General features: G+C 59.7%; 14 protein-coding genes and 1 tRNA gene. 6 read left to right on the top strand and 9 right to left on the bottom strand.

Features of this window, described 5'->3' with window-relative positions:
• Positions 1-4 precede the first annotated feature (4 nt).
• From HUV26_RS13775 to HUV26_RS13745, 7 genes are all read right to left on the bottom strand, one after another.
• Positions 5-1,309 carry an ABC transporter substrate-binding protein gene (locus HUV26_RS13775; RefSeq protein ID WP_174410715.1) on the bottom strand — a complete coding sequence of 435 codons (1,305 nt, stop codon included), beginning with the start codon at positions 1,307-1,309 and terminating at the stop codon, positions 5-7.
• A 158-nt stretch (positions 1,310-1,467) separates the two neighbouring features.
• Positions 1,468-3,141 (bottom strand): FmdE family protein, encoded by a 1,674-nt coding sequence (locus HUV26_RS13770; protein ID WP_174410714.1) that lies wholly within the window; start codon positions 3,139-3,141, stop codon positions 1,468-1,470.
• Between the two features lie 251 nt (positions 3,142-3,392).
• Complete coding sequence (locus HUV26_RS13765; RefSeq protein WP_174410713.1) at positions 3,393-4,184, bottom strand: dimethyl sulfoxide reductase anchor subunit family protein; 792 nt, start codon at positions 4,182-4,184, stop codon at positions 3,393-3,395.
• A gap of 4 nt (positions 4,185-4,188) precedes the next feature.
• Complete coding sequence (locus HUV26_RS13760) at positions 4,189-4,749, bottom strand: 4Fe-4S dicluster domain-containing protein (RefSeq protein WP_174410712.1); 561 nt, start codon at positions 4,747-4,749, stop codon at positions 4,189-4,191.
• Between the two features lie 12 nt (positions 4,750-4,761).
• Positions 4,762-7,014 (bottom strand): molybdopterin-dependent oxidoreductase, encoded by a 2,253-nt coding sequence (locus HUV26_RS13755; RefSeq protein ID WP_174410711.1) that lies wholly within the window; start codon positions 7,012-7,014, stop codon positions 4,762-4,764.
• A 2-nt stretch (positions 7,015-7,016) separates the two neighbouring features.
• Positions 7,017-7,670 carry a TorD/DmsD family molecular chaperone gene (locus HUV26_RS13750; protein ID WP_174410710.1) on the bottom strand — a complete coding sequence of 218 codons (654 nt, stop codon included), beginning with the start codon at positions 7,668-7,670 and terminating at the stop codon, positions 7,017-7,019.
• A gap of 387 nt (positions 7,671-8,057) precedes the next feature.
• Positions 8,058-9,389 (bottom strand): LuxR C-terminal-related transcriptional regulator, encoded by a 1,332-nt coding sequence (locus HUV26_RS13745; protein WP_174410709.1) that lies wholly within the window; start codon positions 9,387-9,389, stop codon positions 8,058-8,060.
• 219 nt (positions 9,390-9,608) lie between these two features.
• Between HUV26_RS13745 and HUV26_RS13740 the strand changes: the two genes are divergently transcribed.
• Positions 9,609-10,253, top strand: coding sequence for a hypothetical protein (locus tag HUV26_RS13740; RefSeq protein WP_205245153.1), 645 nt, complete (start codon positions 9,609-9,611; stop codon positions 10,251-10,253).
• A gap of 188 nt (positions 10,254-10,441) precedes the next feature.
• Here the strand turns inward: HUV26_RS13740 and HUV26_RS13735 are convergent.
• Positions 10,442-10,518: transfer RNA gene (locus tag HUV26_RS13735), tRNA-Arg, on the bottom strand.
• A gap of 362 nt (positions 10,519-10,880) precedes the next feature.
• Between HUV26_RS13735 and HUV26_RS13730 the strand changes: the two genes are divergently transcribed.
• The 4 genes from HUV26_RS13730 to HUV26_RS13715 all read left to right on the top strand — a co-directional run bounded on the left by HUV26_RS13730 (position 10,881) and on the right by HUV26_RS13715 (position 14,279).
• On the top strand, positions 10,881-11,477 hold the full coding sequence (locus HUV26_RS13730) for a UbiX family flavin prenyltransferase (protein WP_174410707.1): 597 nt from the start codon (positions 10,881-10,883) through the stop codon (positions 11,475-11,477).
• A 112-nt stretch (positions 11,478-11,589) separates the two neighbouring features.
• Entirely contained in the window at positions 11,590-12,309 is a 720-nt protein-coding gene (locus HUV26_RS13725; protein WP_174410706.1) for a metal-dependent hydrolase, read from the top strand.
• 56 nt (positions 12,310-12,365) lie between these two features.
• Positions 12,366-12,668 (top strand): GIY-YIG nuclease family protein, encoded by a 303-nt coding sequence (locus HUV26_RS13720; protein WP_174410705.1) that lies wholly within the window; start codon positions 12,366-12,368, stop codon positions 12,666-12,668.
• Between the two features lie 9 nt (positions 12,669-12,677).
• Positions 12,678-14,279: a DEAD/DEAH box helicase gene (locus tag HUV26_RS13715; RefSeq protein WP_174410704.1), complete on the top strand. Its 1,602-nt coding sequence runs from the start codon at positions 12,678-12,680 to the stop codon at positions 14,277-14,279.
• Positions 14,280-14,447: 168 nt separating this feature from the next.
• On the opposite strand, the gene HUV26_RS13710 is transcribed toward HUV26_RS13715, so the two are convergent.
• Positions 14,448-15,587, bottom strand: a complete 1,140-nt coding sequence (locus HUV26_RS13710) for an AAA family ATPase (RefSeq protein WP_174410703.1) — start codon at positions 15,585-15,587, stop codon at positions 14,448-14,450.
• Positions 15,588-15,865: 278 nt separating this feature from the next.
• Here HUV26_RS13710 and HUV26_RS13705 point away from each other — a divergent pair, with 278 nt between their 5' ends.
• Entirely contained in the window at positions 15,866-16,438 is a 573-nt protein-coding gene (locus HUV26_RS13705) for a hypothetical protein (RefSeq protein WP_174410702.1), read from the top strand.
• The last annotated feature ends 78 nt before the right edge of the window (positions 16,439-16,516 follow it).

Genomic DNA, 16,516 nt, shown 5'->3' with positions numbered 1-16,516 from the left:
AGGCTCAGGGAGCCTTTCCGGGCACAGGGCTTGCCGCTTCCATGCGTTTCTGCATGCTGCGCAGCAGGGAATCCAGCCGCTGCTCGCCGCGCAGGAAGGCGGCAAAAAGGCCCAGCCCGGCATCGGCGGTAACCGGCGGTACAGTAAGGTCGTAGGCGAACTGCCAGCTTTCCGCATGCTGCACAATGGTTGCCAGACGCCGCTTGAGCGGGGAATAGAAGTCCGGGGGTACAAGGGAACTTGGGGCCAGTGCGCCTGAACCCAGACTCATGACCTGCTGCAGTTCCGTATCCGCAAAATAGGCCAGCACCTGCCGCATCTCCTGCTCGTGCCCATGTGGTGCCATGACCAGAACATCTATGGGGCCTACGGCCACGAGCGGCACACCCGGTTCTATGGCGGGAAAGACGAAGAAGTCGTAATCCTCCCCTTCCTTCCAGCCAAGCTGTTCAGCGTAATACCCCATGACCCACGTGCCCATGAGGGTCATGCCCGCCCTGCCTTCGCGTACCTCGCGCGCGGCCTCTGCCCAGTCTGCCGATTCCGTGACGGGGCTGAAGTACCCTGCATCCAGAAGCTGTCTCCACAGGGTAAAGGCCCGAACCACTTCGCTGTCCGTATAGGCGGCCCTGCTCTGCATCAGGCGTTGCCGGTATTCAGGCCCGGCGGTGCGCAGGAGCAGGTAGTCGAACCAGAACTGCGCGGGCCAGCGTTCCCTGTTGCCGAGTGCCAGAGGGGCCACTCCGGCGGCGCGCAGCTTCCCGCACACGGCAAGAAACTGTTCCCATGTTGCGGGCGGTTCAAGGCCAAGGGCGGCAAACTGTTTGACGTTATAAAAAAAACCCACAAGGTGCTGGGTGACAGGAATGGCGTATTTTTGACCGTTGTAGGTGCAGGCCTGCGCCACCGCAGGAGGGAAAACGGCGGAGAGGTTGGAGGCGTTCCACACCGCGTCCACGGGGGCCAGCTGTCCGGCATCGATAAGCGACTGTGTACGCGCCCCGGCCCAGTAACTGAAGATGTCCGGCCCGTTGCCGGAGGCCAGCATGCCGCGTATGGCGGTTTTGAAGGATTCGTGCTCCATGCCCACGGCTTTGACGGGAATGGCGGGTGAGCGTGCGTTGTAGGCATCTACCATGTCGGCTATGCCCCCGGCCATAGAGCCTGTCCAGTAGTGCAGCAGGGTGATGGGATGCTCCGCCCGTGCGGTGTGCGCAGGCATGGTAAACAGCGCAGACAGACAGAGCAGCAGGCAGGCTGCCGTGTGTCTGACCAAACGCCGGTATGTGTCCGGAGAAGTGTGGGTCATTGCCCTGCTCCGCGATGTCGCAATCTGCTCTGCCGGAAGGGGTGGCCGCCGCACCGGAAGATGCGGCGGCCGTTTTGTTTCCGGTTCCATTAATGCACAGAACATGCGCGAAGGCAACGGCGTGTTGCGGAATCGCTGAAAAAATCAGGCTGTTCTGCTTATTTTCCGAACGGGCACTTGGGGAAGGTGCACGCCTTGCATTGCAGGCAGAAGCCGCCTTCGCCGTAGCGCGCCAGTTCCTTGCGGGTGATGGTGTCGCTTGCGAGCAGGCGCGGGAGCAGCAGGTCAAACCCGGTGGTCTTGAAGAACAGCGCGCAGGCGGGCACGCCGATGACCTGCGCCGTGCCGATGCGGCCCAGCAGGGTCATGGTGCCGGGAAGCACGGGAACGCCGTAAAGCACGTCCGTGAGCCCCGCGTCTTCCAGAGCGGGCAGGGTTACGTCGTCCGGGTCCACGGAAAGGCCTGCCGTGGTGACGATGAGATCCGCTCCGCCGTCCAGCAGGCTGCGCACGCCGTCCGCTATCATGGCGCGGTCGTCCGGTACGATGAGCGAGCCGGAGACTGACGAACCCAGCGCCACTACCTTGTTGGTGATGATGGGCGCGAACTTGTCCTGAATGATGCCCTTGAAGACCTCTGTGCCCGTGACCAGAATGCCCACCCGCGCCTTGCGCAGCGGCAGGACGCGCAGCAGGGGTTCATGGCCCAGTGCAGCCATGGCGCGGCTGAAGTGGTCGCGGGAAATGTATAGGGGAATGGCGCGGCACCCTGCCACATCCTTGCCGCTGTCCACCAGCGAGGCGGACTGCCGTGTGGCGAGCATGACGTTGGGGCAGAGGTTGAAGCGTTCCAGGGCGTCGAGGTCTATGGACAGCAGACCGTCATGGGCGGCGCGGAAGTTGATTTTGCCCTCGGCGGGAGGCAGGTCGTACTCAATGCCCTCTCCCGCCATGCGGGCGGCAAAGGCAGCCACGGCATCGTTTTCGTGCACCCATTCGTCACCGGGGACCTGGTCTTCCACATGCACGCGGAAGCGGCCCATCTGCTGCAGACGGCACACATCGCCCACCGAAAGTTCCTGCCCGGCGCGGAAAGCGGGTTCCTTGGTCTCGCCGGGGATAATCTGGGTCATGTCGTGCAGGGCTTTCTGCCCCACGGCCTCTTCTGCGGAAACAGTGCGCAGGGCGGGGCGGGAAAGCACGCTGCCGGCAACGCCAGCACTGCCTGTTCCGGCCAGCGAAGCTCCGGCACCGGTGCTCCCGTGTACAACGCTGTAGGGGGCTTCGCCCTGACAGCCCCGGCAGATGGCTCCGTCCGTCAGCGGATATGCCTCGCGGCATACCGGGCATTCCGAAATGGCACTCATGTGCGAGTGGCCGAGATATTTGGAGCGGATGACAATCTGCTGCACCGAACAGATGGTGGCTCCGGCAGCTTCTATTTCCGCGAACAGTCTGTCTGTGTCCTGTTCTTTTTTGGGCTTGAGCTTCATGAACCAGCCGTGGATTTCCGGCCATGCCTTAAGCTTTTCGGAATCCACATACACGCGCCAGCCTTCGCCGGAAAATTTGTCGTACAGCGAAAGGGCGTAGCGGCCCAGATTGAGCACTTTCATCCACTGGTTGCCGGTGGAACACAGGGTCAGCAACTGCACGGCGTCCGGCAGGCATTTGGATGTTTCCACCATGGCCTCGAAAAGAGTGCCTTCCGGAAGCCGGACCCGGGCTTCCTCCACCATGTAGCCGCCGATGAGAAGACCGGGGGCGGGGTAGCCGTGGAACCCGGCAGCCAACTGCTTGAATTCTTCAAAGGTGTAGTTTCCGATGTTCATAGCATCCTGCGCTGTAAGAAGATGCCCGCATGCACGTGCGGGAGGCGAAGCCGGAGCGGAGCCGGAGATGGACCTGTGACTTCAGGGCAGTATAGGGCGGATGCGGCGATTCTGTCACGCATCGAATATATTGTGCTTTTTTAAACAAGATGGAGAGTGTTGCCGCATGCGGCCGATGCAGCCGGCCCTGCTCAAGGTCCGGAGCGGCCTGTGCGCCGCCCCGGACTGTGTGTTAACGGGGATGGGTCTTATCAGTATACGCCGCCCATATGCGTGGCCGTATGCACGGTGTCCGCAAAGAAGGCCGCGCGCCCTGCCAGTTCTCCCGCCAGTGCGAGCAGGGGCAGCCAGCGGGGGATGAAGTCGGCTTTTGCCGTCACGGCAAGGCATGCCGCCATGATGACAATGTGCGTCCAGTACAGGCCGGAGCCCAGCCATGCAAGGCCGGTCTGGCGCATGATCTCGCCGCCGGAGAGCCAGACGCACGGGGCGGCAAGGCTGACCACCAGTCCCACCACCAGAGCCGTGCTGAAGATGCGCCGGAGCAGCGGCTGTGCGGACGATGCCGCGAACCAGCTGACGAACCCGGCACCCAGCACCACGGCGGAGATGACAAAGAAGATGGTGGGCAGGGCGTTGTTCACGGCGGGCAGGGCAGCGGGGGCGTAGGTCATGCCGGATGCCAGCAGCAGCATAAGCCCGGTGGCGGCGCTTGCGTATACCAGCGCGGCGGACTGATTTGCACGGATGGCGGCTGCGGCCAGCACCGCAAAGACGCCAGCGGCCAGCACCTCGCGGCTGAGCCACGCCTTTTCCAGATGCGCCAGAGCGCGGAAGGATTCCAGCGGATGACCAAGATGGAACAGTGAGGCGAGCACGCCCACGACCATGAGAGCCGTGGCGGCTGCCCAGCCCTTGGCAATGTTGGCGCCCTGCCCGGACTGCGGGCCGGTTGCCAGAAGCGCGGCGCTCATGAGCGCTATGCCCACGGATGCCTGCGAGAGCACCGTGAACAGGACCAGCGGTATTTCCATGGATTGCATGTGACTACCTCCTCACCATTGTCGGTGCTTTGGGCAGGATGAACCGTGTGGTGGGGTTCACCTTGGTGTTCTTGGGGAATCCGGGGGGGAACTGCACTTCGTTGCCCGGTTCCAGCGTGTTCAGGTCTACCAGCCGTATGGCCTGAACGGGGCAGCTCTGCACACAGGCGGGCTCAAGGCCCGCATCCAGCCGCTCGTGGCACAGGCTGCACTTTTCCGCCCGTTTCTCCACGGGGTTGTAGACAGGCGCTCCGTAGGGACAGGAGCGTATGCAGTTGCCGCAGCCTATGCACCGTTCCTGATGGTGCACCACCACGCCGTCCTCTTCGCGTTTGGTATAGGCCCGTGCAGGGCACACGTTCAGGCAGGCGGGGTTTTCACAGTGGTTGCAGGCCAGCGAGAAAAAGGCCCGCTCCCTGTGAGGATATATTTCCTCATGCAGCGGGTAGACATGCCGCCAGACCACTCCCTTTTCATGCCGGTAGTAGTTGCGGCACGCCATGGCGCAGGTAAAGCAGCCTATGCAGCGCTCGGAATCCACCAGAAAGGCGTATTGCTTGTTCATTGTCCACTCTCCTTAAAGCTTTTCCACATTGGCGAACTGGTCGTGCAGGGCTACGCCCGGTGCCCCGGTCTTGAAGGCGCCCATGTCGGATGCCTCGTCGTCCACCAGATTCTGCACGTTGAATGTGGATTCCGGCCCGAACCACGCCTCGTACATGAGCAGGCAGTCCTTTGCCACGTTGCGGGTAAGCTTGACGCGGCTGCGCACCTCGCCCACCTTGTTGAAGACGCGCACGGTGTCCAGGTCGGCAATGCCTTTTTCGCGGGCCGCATCAGGATGCATGTAGATGAACGGTTCCTTGTTGTATTCCTTCATCCAGTCCAGATTGATGAACTGCGAATGCAGGCCGAACTGGGTGTGCGGTGTCAGCACGCGGAATACGTCATAGGGCTTGCGGCCTTCCTTGTAGACGGGCAGGGCCGCGTGGCCGTTCTGCTCGCACAGCTCGGACCTGAACTCGTATTTACCGGAAGGCGTGCCGAAGGCCTTGTCGTGCCACGAAGCACTGGAGGCCATACGCGCCTTGGCGGGGCCGTTGCGCAGGTCTGTCCAGTGCGAGATGCCGAAGGTGTCGTAGATGCCCTGATTGAACTCTTTCTCCAGCCATTCGCGGGTGTCTATTTCCTGCGGGAAAGTGCAGGAGCCGGGGGAAAGCTCGTTCATCTTTTTGGAGAGCAGGGCCGCTATTTCGATATTGGATTTGGTTTCGAACATGGGCGTTATGGCCTGCTCGTTCAGCCCCATCCAGTAGTGCCAGTAGGAGACGTTCACCGTCCATTCCTCGAACAGCGTGGTCACGGGAAGCACGATGTCGGAATTGCTCACGGTTTCGGTGAAGAACTGTTCCACGGAAACCACCAGATCCAGCGTGTCAAAGGCCTTTTCGAGCTTGGGCCGGTCGAAGTCCTGCGCAAAGGGGTTCTTGCAGGAAACCCAGAGCATGCGGATGGCGGGGTCTTTGGTATCCAGTATGGCCTGCGCGGTCTTGTTGATGTTAACCGTGCGGTCGGTGTAGCTGGCGGCTGCCTCTTCCTTGGTGAAGTCGAAGTCGCCCTTGGGTCCGCCGCCGCCCACAAAGCCCACTGCTCCCTCGGGCTGCTTCTGGAGCAGGGCGTGGTAGTTGAAGCCCCATGTGCGCAGATGTCCATAGCGTGCACCGCCGCCTTCCTTGCCCACGTTGCCGGTCATGGCCACCAGCGCGTCAATGGCGCGCACGGAAGCGCCGCCGTTGGTATGCCGCTGCATGCCGTAGCCTATCCAGATGGTGGCCGGGTCTGCCGAGGCAAACTCTTCCGCCACCTCGCGTATCTGCTGTGCGGGAATGCCGCTGCGTTCCGCCGCCCACTCCACGGTCACGTTGGCACGCAGGTAGTCGGCAAATTCGTTGAATCCCACGGAATGGTTGTTCACAAAGTCGCGGTCCACAAGGCCCGCATCAAGAATGTGGCGGGCCATGCCCAGTGCCAGAGCGCCGTCGCTGGATGTTTCCGGCTGCCAGAACACATCGCCCTTGGCGGCAGTCTGCGTGAATACGGGGTCTATGACCACCACCTTGGCTCCGCGTCGTTTGGCTTCCATCACGTACTTCATGGAGTGCACGGAGCACCACGCAGGGTTTGCGCCCCAGATGATGATGTAGCGCGACTTCACCATGTCTTCCGGGTCGTTGCACCACATGTCGCCCAAGTCGTAATTCTGGGCGTCTATGCCTGCGGGCCAGCAGGGGGTGCCCACAAAGCGCGTGGTGTAGCCGAGGGAGGACATCATGCCTTCCACGCCGTAGTTGGTGATGCCGAAGTTGCCGGAATATTTGGTCAGGCCAAGCCCCAGCAGGCTGCCATCCTGTTCCTTCAGTTCCAGCACCTTGCGGGCTATGCGGTCCATGGCCTCGTCCCACGTTACGCGGCGCCAGTTGCCGGTGCGGCGTCCGTCCTGCACCATGGGGTATTTGATGCGGTCGGGGCTGTAGACGCGGCGGGGATAGGCATAGCCCTTCACACACAGGCCGCCGTGCGTGAAGGTGGATTCCTGTGCTCCCTCTATGAACTTGACCACCCCGTCCTGTACGTAGGTTTTAATGGAGCAGGTGTCATAACAGTTGCGCGGACAGGCGTTGCGGAACACCTGATATTCCTGCTCAGAGAATGCCGCGGCCTGCGCGGAATGCGGCATGAGGAAACGGCAGGGCAGCAGGGCCGCTGCGCCTGCTGCGGAGATTCCCTGCAGGAATCTCCGCCTGCTCAGACCACTGTTTTTTTCCTTCATGGCTACTCCTCCTTGGAGTTGGTGTTCTGGGAATGCGGACTGGATGCCGCCATGCTTCGGGTTTCTTCGTCCAGCCACGCGGCGAGCGTGTCTACGGCCAGCGTGACGGGACACACCGTGTGTTCCGGGGGGCCGGGCATACCTTCGGCGGTGCCGGAAGGCAGGTTAGCCCGCACTGCCTGAATGAAACGGGGCAGCCAGCAGGCCATATGGTCGGTGATGAAGGCCGCGTGCGGCCCTGCAGGACTGGAGGGAGACGCCTCTGCAAGGGAGCGCAGGGCGAGCACGGCGTCCAGCTCAAAGGCCAGATGGTCATCCGGAATCGTGCCCTGACGGGGTACGGCCAGCCCCATGCTGCGGTATGCCTGCCGCGCGGCCTGCGCGGGTTTGCCCATGAGCAGGGATTCGTCATCGCCGTAGGCGGAGGCATAGGGCGGCGCGGGCACGGCTGCCGGACCCACGAACAGCCTGTTGAAGAGATACTCGGCGGTGGTCCAGTCGGTTTCGGCGGGCAGGGGAGAACCTGTCGCGGCGGCGATGCGGCTGGCGGCATCCCGCAGGTCGGCTGCGCCTGTGGCCGCAAAAAAGTCCCGCAGGGCGGCAAGCGTTTCGTTGTCTGCGATTTCTGCGCGTTTGCCGGTATGACTGTCGGGCACTATGCGGGACGTGCCGGGGGCTGTGTTCCGGGCTGCATGTTCTGAGACATGTTCTGAGACATGTTCCGATACATGTCGGGCCGTATGTTCAGCCGTTCGTCCGGGTTCATGTCCGGCCTCATGGCTGGTTTCATGTCTGGTCGGACATTCTCCGGGTATGGTGTGGGGCATAATGCACCTCCGCAGCAGGGTTTGGCAGTAATACTACCCTATATGCTACGGAACGAGATGATTTCCTCACAGGCGGGAAAGCAGGGAAATACTGGGTAGGAAGATATACCCATCGGGTGCGTGGTCATCCCCTGCCGGGCAGGCCGTTTTCTGGGAGCATCGTCTGCGGAAAAGAGCAGGCCGGTCGGTTTGTGGCGTTGTGTGCCGGGGAGTGCTTCAGTCGCGCAGGGCCTGTGTGGCCAGATGGGCATACAGGCTTACGCTGCTGCCCAGCAGCCCCAGCTTACGCCGGATGTTTTTGCGGTGGGTCTGAATGGTTTCCACAGACAGGTTCAGATGGTCGGCGATATCCTTGGTGGAATGGCCGGAGCGGATAAACTGGCAGACCTTCATCTCCATGTGCGTGAGTTTGAGCAGCAGCGGGTCTGTGCCGGAACCGCCGGGGACGAGCCTGCGCAGCTGGTCTGCCACCACAGTGGTGTAGCCCTTGCGTATAGCCGCGTCGCTCTCGTTTTCTATGCGTTCCAGTGCGGGCAGCACCAGCGTGCTGACCTTTGCAGCCAAGTTGTCCGCCTGTTCTTCGCGTTCCCTGTCTATGCTCTTGAGCACGTTGCGCAGGGTAATGTTCATTTCTTCCAGTTGTTCCTTTTCCTTGCGCAGGGCTTCGGTTTTTTCGTCCACAATGCGTTCCAGCGTTTCGCGCTGCATGGCCTGCGTGGTAATGTTGGTAAGCACCACGATATACTGGTCGCTGGCAAGGCTTACGGAGTTGAGCGGGGTAATCTGCATACGGTAGATGGCCGACTCTCCGAAAGGAGCCAGCTCGCAGGTGATGCCCACGGGATAGTAGCGGAGCAGTTCTTCCACCGTTCGTCCTTCCAAATCCAAAATCTTCCACACCGGGCGACCGAGAATTTCTTCCGGGGAGACCGGCAATGCGTCCCTGACGGCGGCATTGGCGTTCACCACCAGCCCGTCGTTGTCCACCACAAGGATGAGGTCGGAGGTGGAGTTGAGAATGTTCTCAAACCGGCATTTTTCTAGCGTAAGTAGCCTGTTCATTTCATCAATTTTCTGCTCGGTAAGCTCCGGCAGAAACCGCGTCCAGTCCTGCAGAAACAGCACTTCCAGAGCATCGCCGTACAGTCGGATGAGGCGTGCGGCCTCTTCGCGCCGCCACGGCGGCGCTTCCAGATGCTCCACCACATCCAGCAGGCTGTGGATAAATGTTTTAAAGCAGCCGAGAAACATCTCGGCAGGAACGCCCCGCATGCGGTGCCTGCGGGCGGATTCTGTGAGGAAGCGGCTCCAGTCATTGTCGTTACGCACAAGGTCGCGGAACTCCGGCTGGCCGGAGTGGGCAGCCGCGTGGTCAAGGATGGGCTGCAGAAATTCGTCCAGCGCAAGGATGCAGTCCACGCGTTTTGCCGTGGTGTGCTGCAGGTAGCCTGCCTCGGCCATGCGTAGGGACCAGCGGTTCAGGAAGAGGGGCTGGTTACTGCTTATGCGTTCCAGCAGGTCGGGAGTGGATTCCGGTGTCTCGCTCATGCCGTGCTCCGTTCCTGCGGGGATTGCCGCAGGCGTGAATAGTGGCCTGTGTCTTGATGGTAATGCTGTGGGCATCTTCTCCGGACCCGCTGGAGCAGAGCTTGGGTTGAGACGGGAATTGAGGACAGCGAGGATACCCAGTGTCTACCCACCATATTGCTATAGCGTGGCGAGTGCGTATTATCAAGGCATCATCAACCACAACCATGGCAGGTGCTCATGCGCAGGATGTGCGTTTTATCCCTTGTGGTCGTGTGTATTTTCTGGAGCGTGGGGGCACAGGCGTCTGGCGCGACTGCAGCAACAGGCGTAACAGGCGTAACAGGCGCAGCGGGCAAAGCTGCAGAGGCTGCTGCTACGTCGCAATCCGCCATGCTTGCCGGAACTGCATCCGGCAACGCTTCCGCAACGTCTTCCGGTGGGGCTGCGGATATCCCTTCCCGCGAGGCGACGGGTACAGTGCCCGGTGCCGGGGCAGGTACTCCATCTGACCGCCGCACGCAGGAGCATGCTGGCCGCAGCCTTGTCCTTTCAGGCGAGAGAGTGGCGGGCGGAACGGTTGTAGCCACCTTTCTGACAGAAGCCGGGGCCGTGCCGGAGGGCGCGTACGCCGCCGTGAACATAGATGTGACGCAGCACCCGCAGGGCAGCCGCCCCGATGTGGTTCCGGGTTTCCCTGCAAGCCGCCTTGTGTTTCGCCAGCCCGGTGAATATGTGCTGGTGTTCCGCCTCGATATGGTGAGCAAGTCCAGCTGCGCGGGAGTGAATGCGACCCCGCTGATGGAGCGCACGGAACGGATAGTTATTATGCCTGCGCCAGACCCGGAGCCCATGTCTGCCACGGGAGCTGCATCCGGGCAGTAGGCGTGGAGGCAGCAGGGTTGGAAAGCTTCGGGGCGGTGTTGGGAGAGTGCTTTGAGAGGTGTGATGCACGGGGATGTGCGACGCTGCGACAGCCCGCGCAGGCATATTTTCTGGCAAGGTGTTCCCCATTTGTTACCCGCAAAGAAAACGGACTTGCGCTTTTGCAGCACAAGTCCTTGTATTCCTTATGGCGGGCTATGCAGGAGTCGAACCTGCGGCCTTTGGCTCCGGAGGCCAACGCTCTATCCAACTGAGCTAATAGCCCATAGGGAAGGTTGTAGTAAGCGGGGTGGCATCGGTTGTCAAGGCATAATCCGTAGTCTGAGCGGTGGTGGTGGGGCTGGCGTTACGGCGGTTCGGGTAAAGCTCCAACTGGCGTTTTGTGGACAATTCTGTTAAAAGCCCACCTGCATCGAGGGTATGGTTCTTTTGCTGCGGGGTAGGGGGCGTGAAGGTGCGCCTATGAATCGCCTCGGGGGGCGTGTTCGAGGGAGCGCAGCCGTATTGCCGGTCGCGTTCTGCGGCGTATAATCATGGTCTGAGCCGGTATGCGGTGCCAGAATGGGCAAGGCTGGCCGGGGCGGGCGATGCTCCGGACACAATGGGCTCCAGACACAATGGGGATGTATGAAACGGATAGTGATGGGAGTAACCGGGGCCAGCGGCATGCCTCTTGCCGTAACCTTGCTGCGGGCGTTGCACGGTAGCGGGCAGGTGGAGACGCATCTCATTGTTTCCGATGCCGCGCGGCAGGTGCTGGTGCTGGAGTCTGCCATGCAGGTGGAGCAGCTTGCGGCATGGGCTCATGCGACGTACGCGCCGCAGGATTTTGGTGCTCCTCCGGCAAGCGGGTCGTGGCGGCATGACGGCATGGTGGTGTGTCCCTGCTCCATGGCATCGCTGGCGGCCATAGCCAACGGGCTGGGCTCCAACCTGCTGCACCGGGCGGCGGACGTGACGCTCAAGGAGCGCAGGCCGCTCATTCTTGTGCCGCGCGAAACGCCGCTGAATCGTGTGCATCTGCGCAACATGCTGGCGGCGGATGAGGCAGGGGCTTGCATTATGCCTCCGGTACCGGGATTTTACTCTGGAGCGGCTGACCTGCAAGGTGTGTTGGATCACCTGGCGGGGCGCATTATGGATCAGCTGGGGCTGGAGAATACGCTGGTAAGGCGCTGGCAGGGCATGGGGGCAGGGTATGAAGGACAGGTACCGTCCAATTGAAGCGGCTCCCGGATTGGCGGAAGCAGGCGAAATCAGGTGCGTGAACAAAAGCGGATGGTAGCGGACGAAAACAGCAGGGCAGCAGGCCCGAGAATTTCGGCAAGGAGGCAGCATGAACACGCTGACATGGCACGGACATTCCAATTTTCAGATTGCCACTCCCACCACAAACATCATAATTGATCCTTTTTTCCACGGTAATCCTTCTGCGGACAGCGCATGGACCGATATTGCCCGCCCGGATGCCGTGTTTGTGACCCATGACCACGGCGACCATGTGGGGCAGGCGGCGGACATATGCAAGGCAACCGGGGCCATGCTCGGTGCGGTGGTGGGCACGGCAGGCAAGCTGGCGGCAGACCTGCCCGCCGCGCAGGTGGTGAACGGCATCGGCTTCAATATCGGCGGTACGGTGCGCGTGGGCAACGTCTCCGTTACCATGACGCAGGCGTACCACTCATCGGAATCCGGCGTGGCGGTGGGCTACATCCTCAGGCTGGATGATGGCTTTACGATATATCATGCGGGCGATACGGGTATTTTTTCCGGCATGAAGCTGTGGGGCAGGCTCTATGATATTGATGTGGCGCTGCTGCCCATAGGGGGCGTGTTCACCATGGATGCGCGGCAGGCGGCTCTTGCCTGTTCGCTGCTGAGGTGCCGGGGCGTGGTGCCCATGCACTGGGGGACCTTTCCCGTGCTGGACCAGAACACCCGCGCTTTTCGTGCTGCACTGGAGAATTTTGCGCCGGAGTGCCGGTTGTTTGAACTGAAGCCGGGTGAGGCTCACCCGTTCAGCAAGCTGCCGGAAGAAGACTGCGGCTGCGCATAACAGGGGTTTGCGCGCGTGCCTGGCATTACGCGCGGAACAACAGGAACCATACAAACATGGCGGATCAGACTTGGGTTGTCTATCTGGTGCGCTGCGCGGATATGTCGCTTTATTGCGGCATAACCACGGATTTGGAGCGACGCCTTGGCGAGCACAACAGGGGGACGGGCGCGAAATATACGCGCACCCGCACCCCGGTTACGCTGGTTGCCAGCGCCTTGTTTCCCGACCGACGCAGTGCGGCACGGATGGAATATCGTGTGAAACAGCAACCCTCCGGGCGAAAGATCGACTTTCTGGCACAGGGTGCCGGAGCCGCATCGCCCTCAGCGTTGCGAACGGATGCCGAGAACGCGTAAGGATTATCAATGGAAGGTTTTTCTTTTGAAGGGGTTGAGCTTTCGCCCGAGGTGCTCAAATCCATAGAGGACATGGGCTTTGAAGAGGCTTCGCCCATTCAGGCTCTGGCCATTCCGCCCATCATGCAGGGGCGTGACATCATTGGGCAGGCCCAGACGGGCACGGGCAAGACAGCCGCCTTCGGCATTCCCATTCTGGAACGCATTAACCCGCGCGAGAGGGATGTGCAGGCCATAGTGCTTTGCCCCACGCGCGAACTGGCCATTCAGGTTTCTGAAGAAATTTCCAATCTTGCCAAGCGCATGCGCAGCGTGAACGTGCTGCCGGTGTACGGCGGCCAGCCCATAGACAGGCAGTTCAAGGCGCTTAAGCGCGGAGTGCAGGTTGTTGTGGGCACGCCCGGGCGCGTTATGGACCACTTGGAGCGTGGCACCATTGTGCTGGACAAGGTGGTTCTGGCGGTGCTGGATGAAGCGGACGAAATGCTGGACATGGGGTTCCGCGAGGATATTGAATTCATTCTGGAGAAGGTGCCGGACTCGGTGCAGACGGTGTTCTTCTCTGCCACCATGCCGCAGGAGATTCTGAATCTTGCCAAGCGGTTTCTGAAAGATCCGGAGTTCCTCAAGGTGACGCAGAAGGTGCTCACCGTTCCCAATATCGAACAGATATACTACGAGGTGCGGCCCTTCCAGAAGATAGATGCGCTGTGCCGCGTGATGGATGTGTATAACCCCAAGCTTACGGTGGTGTTCTGCTCCACCAAGCGCGGGGTTGATGAACTTACCGCCAACTTGCAGGGGCGCGGATATCAGGCAGACGGCCTGCACGGCAACCTGAACCAGACCCAGCGCGACCGCGTGATGAACCGCTTCCGCAAGGGGGGCATAGAGATTCTGGTGGCAACGGACGTTGCCGCGCGCGGCATAGACGTGGAAAACGTGGAGGCCGTGGTCAACTTTGATATTCCCAACGATGTGGAATATTACGTGCACCGCATAGGCCGCACGGGCCGCGCCGGTCGCTCCGGCCGCGCCTTTACGTTTGTGTCGCCCAAGGAGTTCTGGAAGCTGCGCGACATTAAGCGTTACACAAAGGCGCGCATTGTTCAGCACCAGATTCCGTCCATTGAAGAGGTGGAAACCGCCAAGTCCGGCAAGCTGTTGCAGGAAATTCGCCAGCAGATTCAGACCGGCAATCTGGAACGGTACATCTCTACGGTGGAGAGCTTTATCGAAACCGAGTTCAACGGCGACCTGACCACCATGGAAATGGCGGCGGCCCTGTTGCGTATTATGATGAAGCGCGACCTTGGCGATGCCTTGCCGGACGAGACATCCGGCGGGTTCGGCGATACGGGCGCGCAGGTGGGCATGGTGCGTCTGTTCCTGAACGTGGGGCGCAAGATGCGCATAGGCGCGCGTGACATAGTGGGAGCCATTGCCGGAGAAACCGGCCTGCCCGGCAAGATGATAGGCAACATAGAAATCTATGACCGCTTCTGCTTTGTGGAAGTGCCGCAGGATTATGCGCCGGAAGTGCTTACCGTGATGAACGGCAACCAGATACGCGGTTTCCGCCTGTTTGTGGAGCCTGCCAGCCGCAAGTAACGGCCCGTACGCGGGCAGCGTGAGAGTATTGCAATGAAGAACCCGCCCGGTACATGGCGTTCCGGGCGGGTTTTTGCGTTTGGGGGATGGAGAAGCCACGGTAATGGCGACAGTCGTTTGGGAAGAAAAACAAGTAGTGGGGGAAGTTCTTAAAGCCGGAGTCAGAAACTAGGCAAATGTTCGCTGAAGCCAGTCTTCAAAAATGGGATCCACGACCCTCCAGCCTTCACGTGTTTTTTCGATGATATCCTGCTCTGCCAAGTGCCTTGTTGCATGTTGCACGCCGCCCAGCGAGAGGCCGTGATTTTGGAGAAATTCGCTTGAGGTGATTTGAGCAAAGGGATGGACAGATATGGCGCAAAGAAATTTCAGGTGCGCTGCGGACAGGGATTGAACGATGGCCTGATAGCCGTACCTCTCGTTTTCCAGCATTCCGGCATATGCCTCGGCAACGTTTTGTTCTGTGCATGTGCCGGAGCTTAGTGAAAAAGCTCGGTAGGCCAACGCCTGTGCATAATATGGGTACTGCTGCACGAGCTTTACCATCTTTGCGGCGTATTCTTTCGGACACGACTTGCCGGCAAGGGCAAACTGATCGCAGATAAACTCCGTAAGTTCTTCGTGAGGCAGCGGGGCAAGTTCCATCATTGTTGCGCTTTGGTAGAAGGGGCGGTCCTTGGTTGTGAAGATTTCTTGGAGTACCCTGCGTCGGCTGCCAAGAAAGATGTATGCAGCCCGGTGGCGCTGGACATGCTCCCTAAGAATTGCCTCCACGCGGCCATCTTTGAGGTCCACGATGTCTTGAAATTCGTCCAGTGCGATGGTGACCTGAGTGTGCTCGTTCTCCAAAAAGCGGCTGATATCGCCAAGCAGGGATTCAAGCCGGTCCAAGGCTTCCATGCGGCGTTCTGTGGGCGCAACGGATATGCTTGGTGTTCCGTCAGGATTGAGGCTGAAGCCGACGGAGAAGGTAGGAAAGTACCGTAAAAATCGGCGCCCTTTGTCCAGCAAAGAGAGGTGTCCATGGAGGCCTTTGAAGACAGCCTTTGCAAGCCGGTCAACGAGGTCGTCTACGGACATGAGGCGGAAGAACTGCGCATAGATGACGCAATGGCCCATTTCCTTTTCCAACCGCGATTGCACCCGCTGGACAAGGGACGTTTTCCCGTAGCGCCTAGGTGCAAAGAGAACGACGTTCATGCCCGACTCTGCATGCTGAATGAGGGCATCCTGTTCTTTTGTCCGGTTACAGAAAGGCTGGTCCGGGCCAATGGTTCCTGTGAAGAAGGGGTTTCTCGTGCTGGTCATGGCAAAGCTCTGAGGCGCGATTATTGGGTTTGAATTATTTTGTTGAAATAATTCTACTGAAATAATAACAAGAGTCCAGCTTTATTTAAGGGAAATGTACGGGGGATGGGGGAGGGAAAGGGGCGGGGGGATTTTGCCAGCCATGAAGAGATATCCGCTGAGAAATAATCTTTAACTCATAGTTAACAACGCCTGACACGTTCGTTTTGTGTTTTCCTATTATTGTTATAAAATTGGCAAAATGGTAATTGCAATGAAGCCTTGCCTATAGGTGCTCTATGTTTGAAATATCCAGCGATGACATTGCCAGCCTCAATGACAGCGAGTTACGCGCATTAGTAGGCCTTCTTTGTGAAGCTGAGTTGGCTTCACATGGTCTTCCGACCGCCGGGGTTACTTGGGGTGGAAGTCAGGACGCATCAGACGGGGGCGTTGACGTTCGCGTCTCGCGAGCCTCGTTGCCATATTCAGACGGTTTTATTCCTAAAGCGCAGACTATTTTTCAGGTTAAGAAGCCTGACATGCCACCTGCAGCAATTGGTAATGAGATGTGCTCTGGCGGTGCGCTTCGTGATTCGATCAAGGAGATTGCTGCACAAGGTGGTGCATACATCATTGTTAGCAGCGCAGGAACAACGACGGATTCGGCCCTCAAAAAACGCGTTCAAAGGATGCGCGAGATCATTACCGACTATGCATTGGGATGCTTTGTTGACTTCTATGATCGCAATCGCCTCGCCTCTTGGGTTCGAAGCTACCCAGGAATAGCTATTTGGGTCAGAGAAAAGTGCGGCAGAAAACTTGAAGGGTGGAAGCCTTATGGCAACTGGGCAAATTGCCCTCAGGTGTAGTGGTTCATACTTGATCTGACAGTCGTCCCTTTTGACGGGCCAGAATTGTCAGATTAGTTCAGCTTTGAAACGTATTCC

It is taken from the genome of Desulfovibrio psychrotolerans (genome assembly GCF_013340305.1).
Taxonomy (GTDB): domain Bacteria; phylum Desulfobacterota; class Desulfovibrionia; order Desulfovibrionales; family Desulfovibrionaceae; genus Halodesulfovibrio; species Halodesulfovibrio psychrotolerans.
The sequence above is the reverse complement of the archived record's forward strand: the minus strand, read 5'-3'. Positions and strand labels throughout refer to the sequence as shown.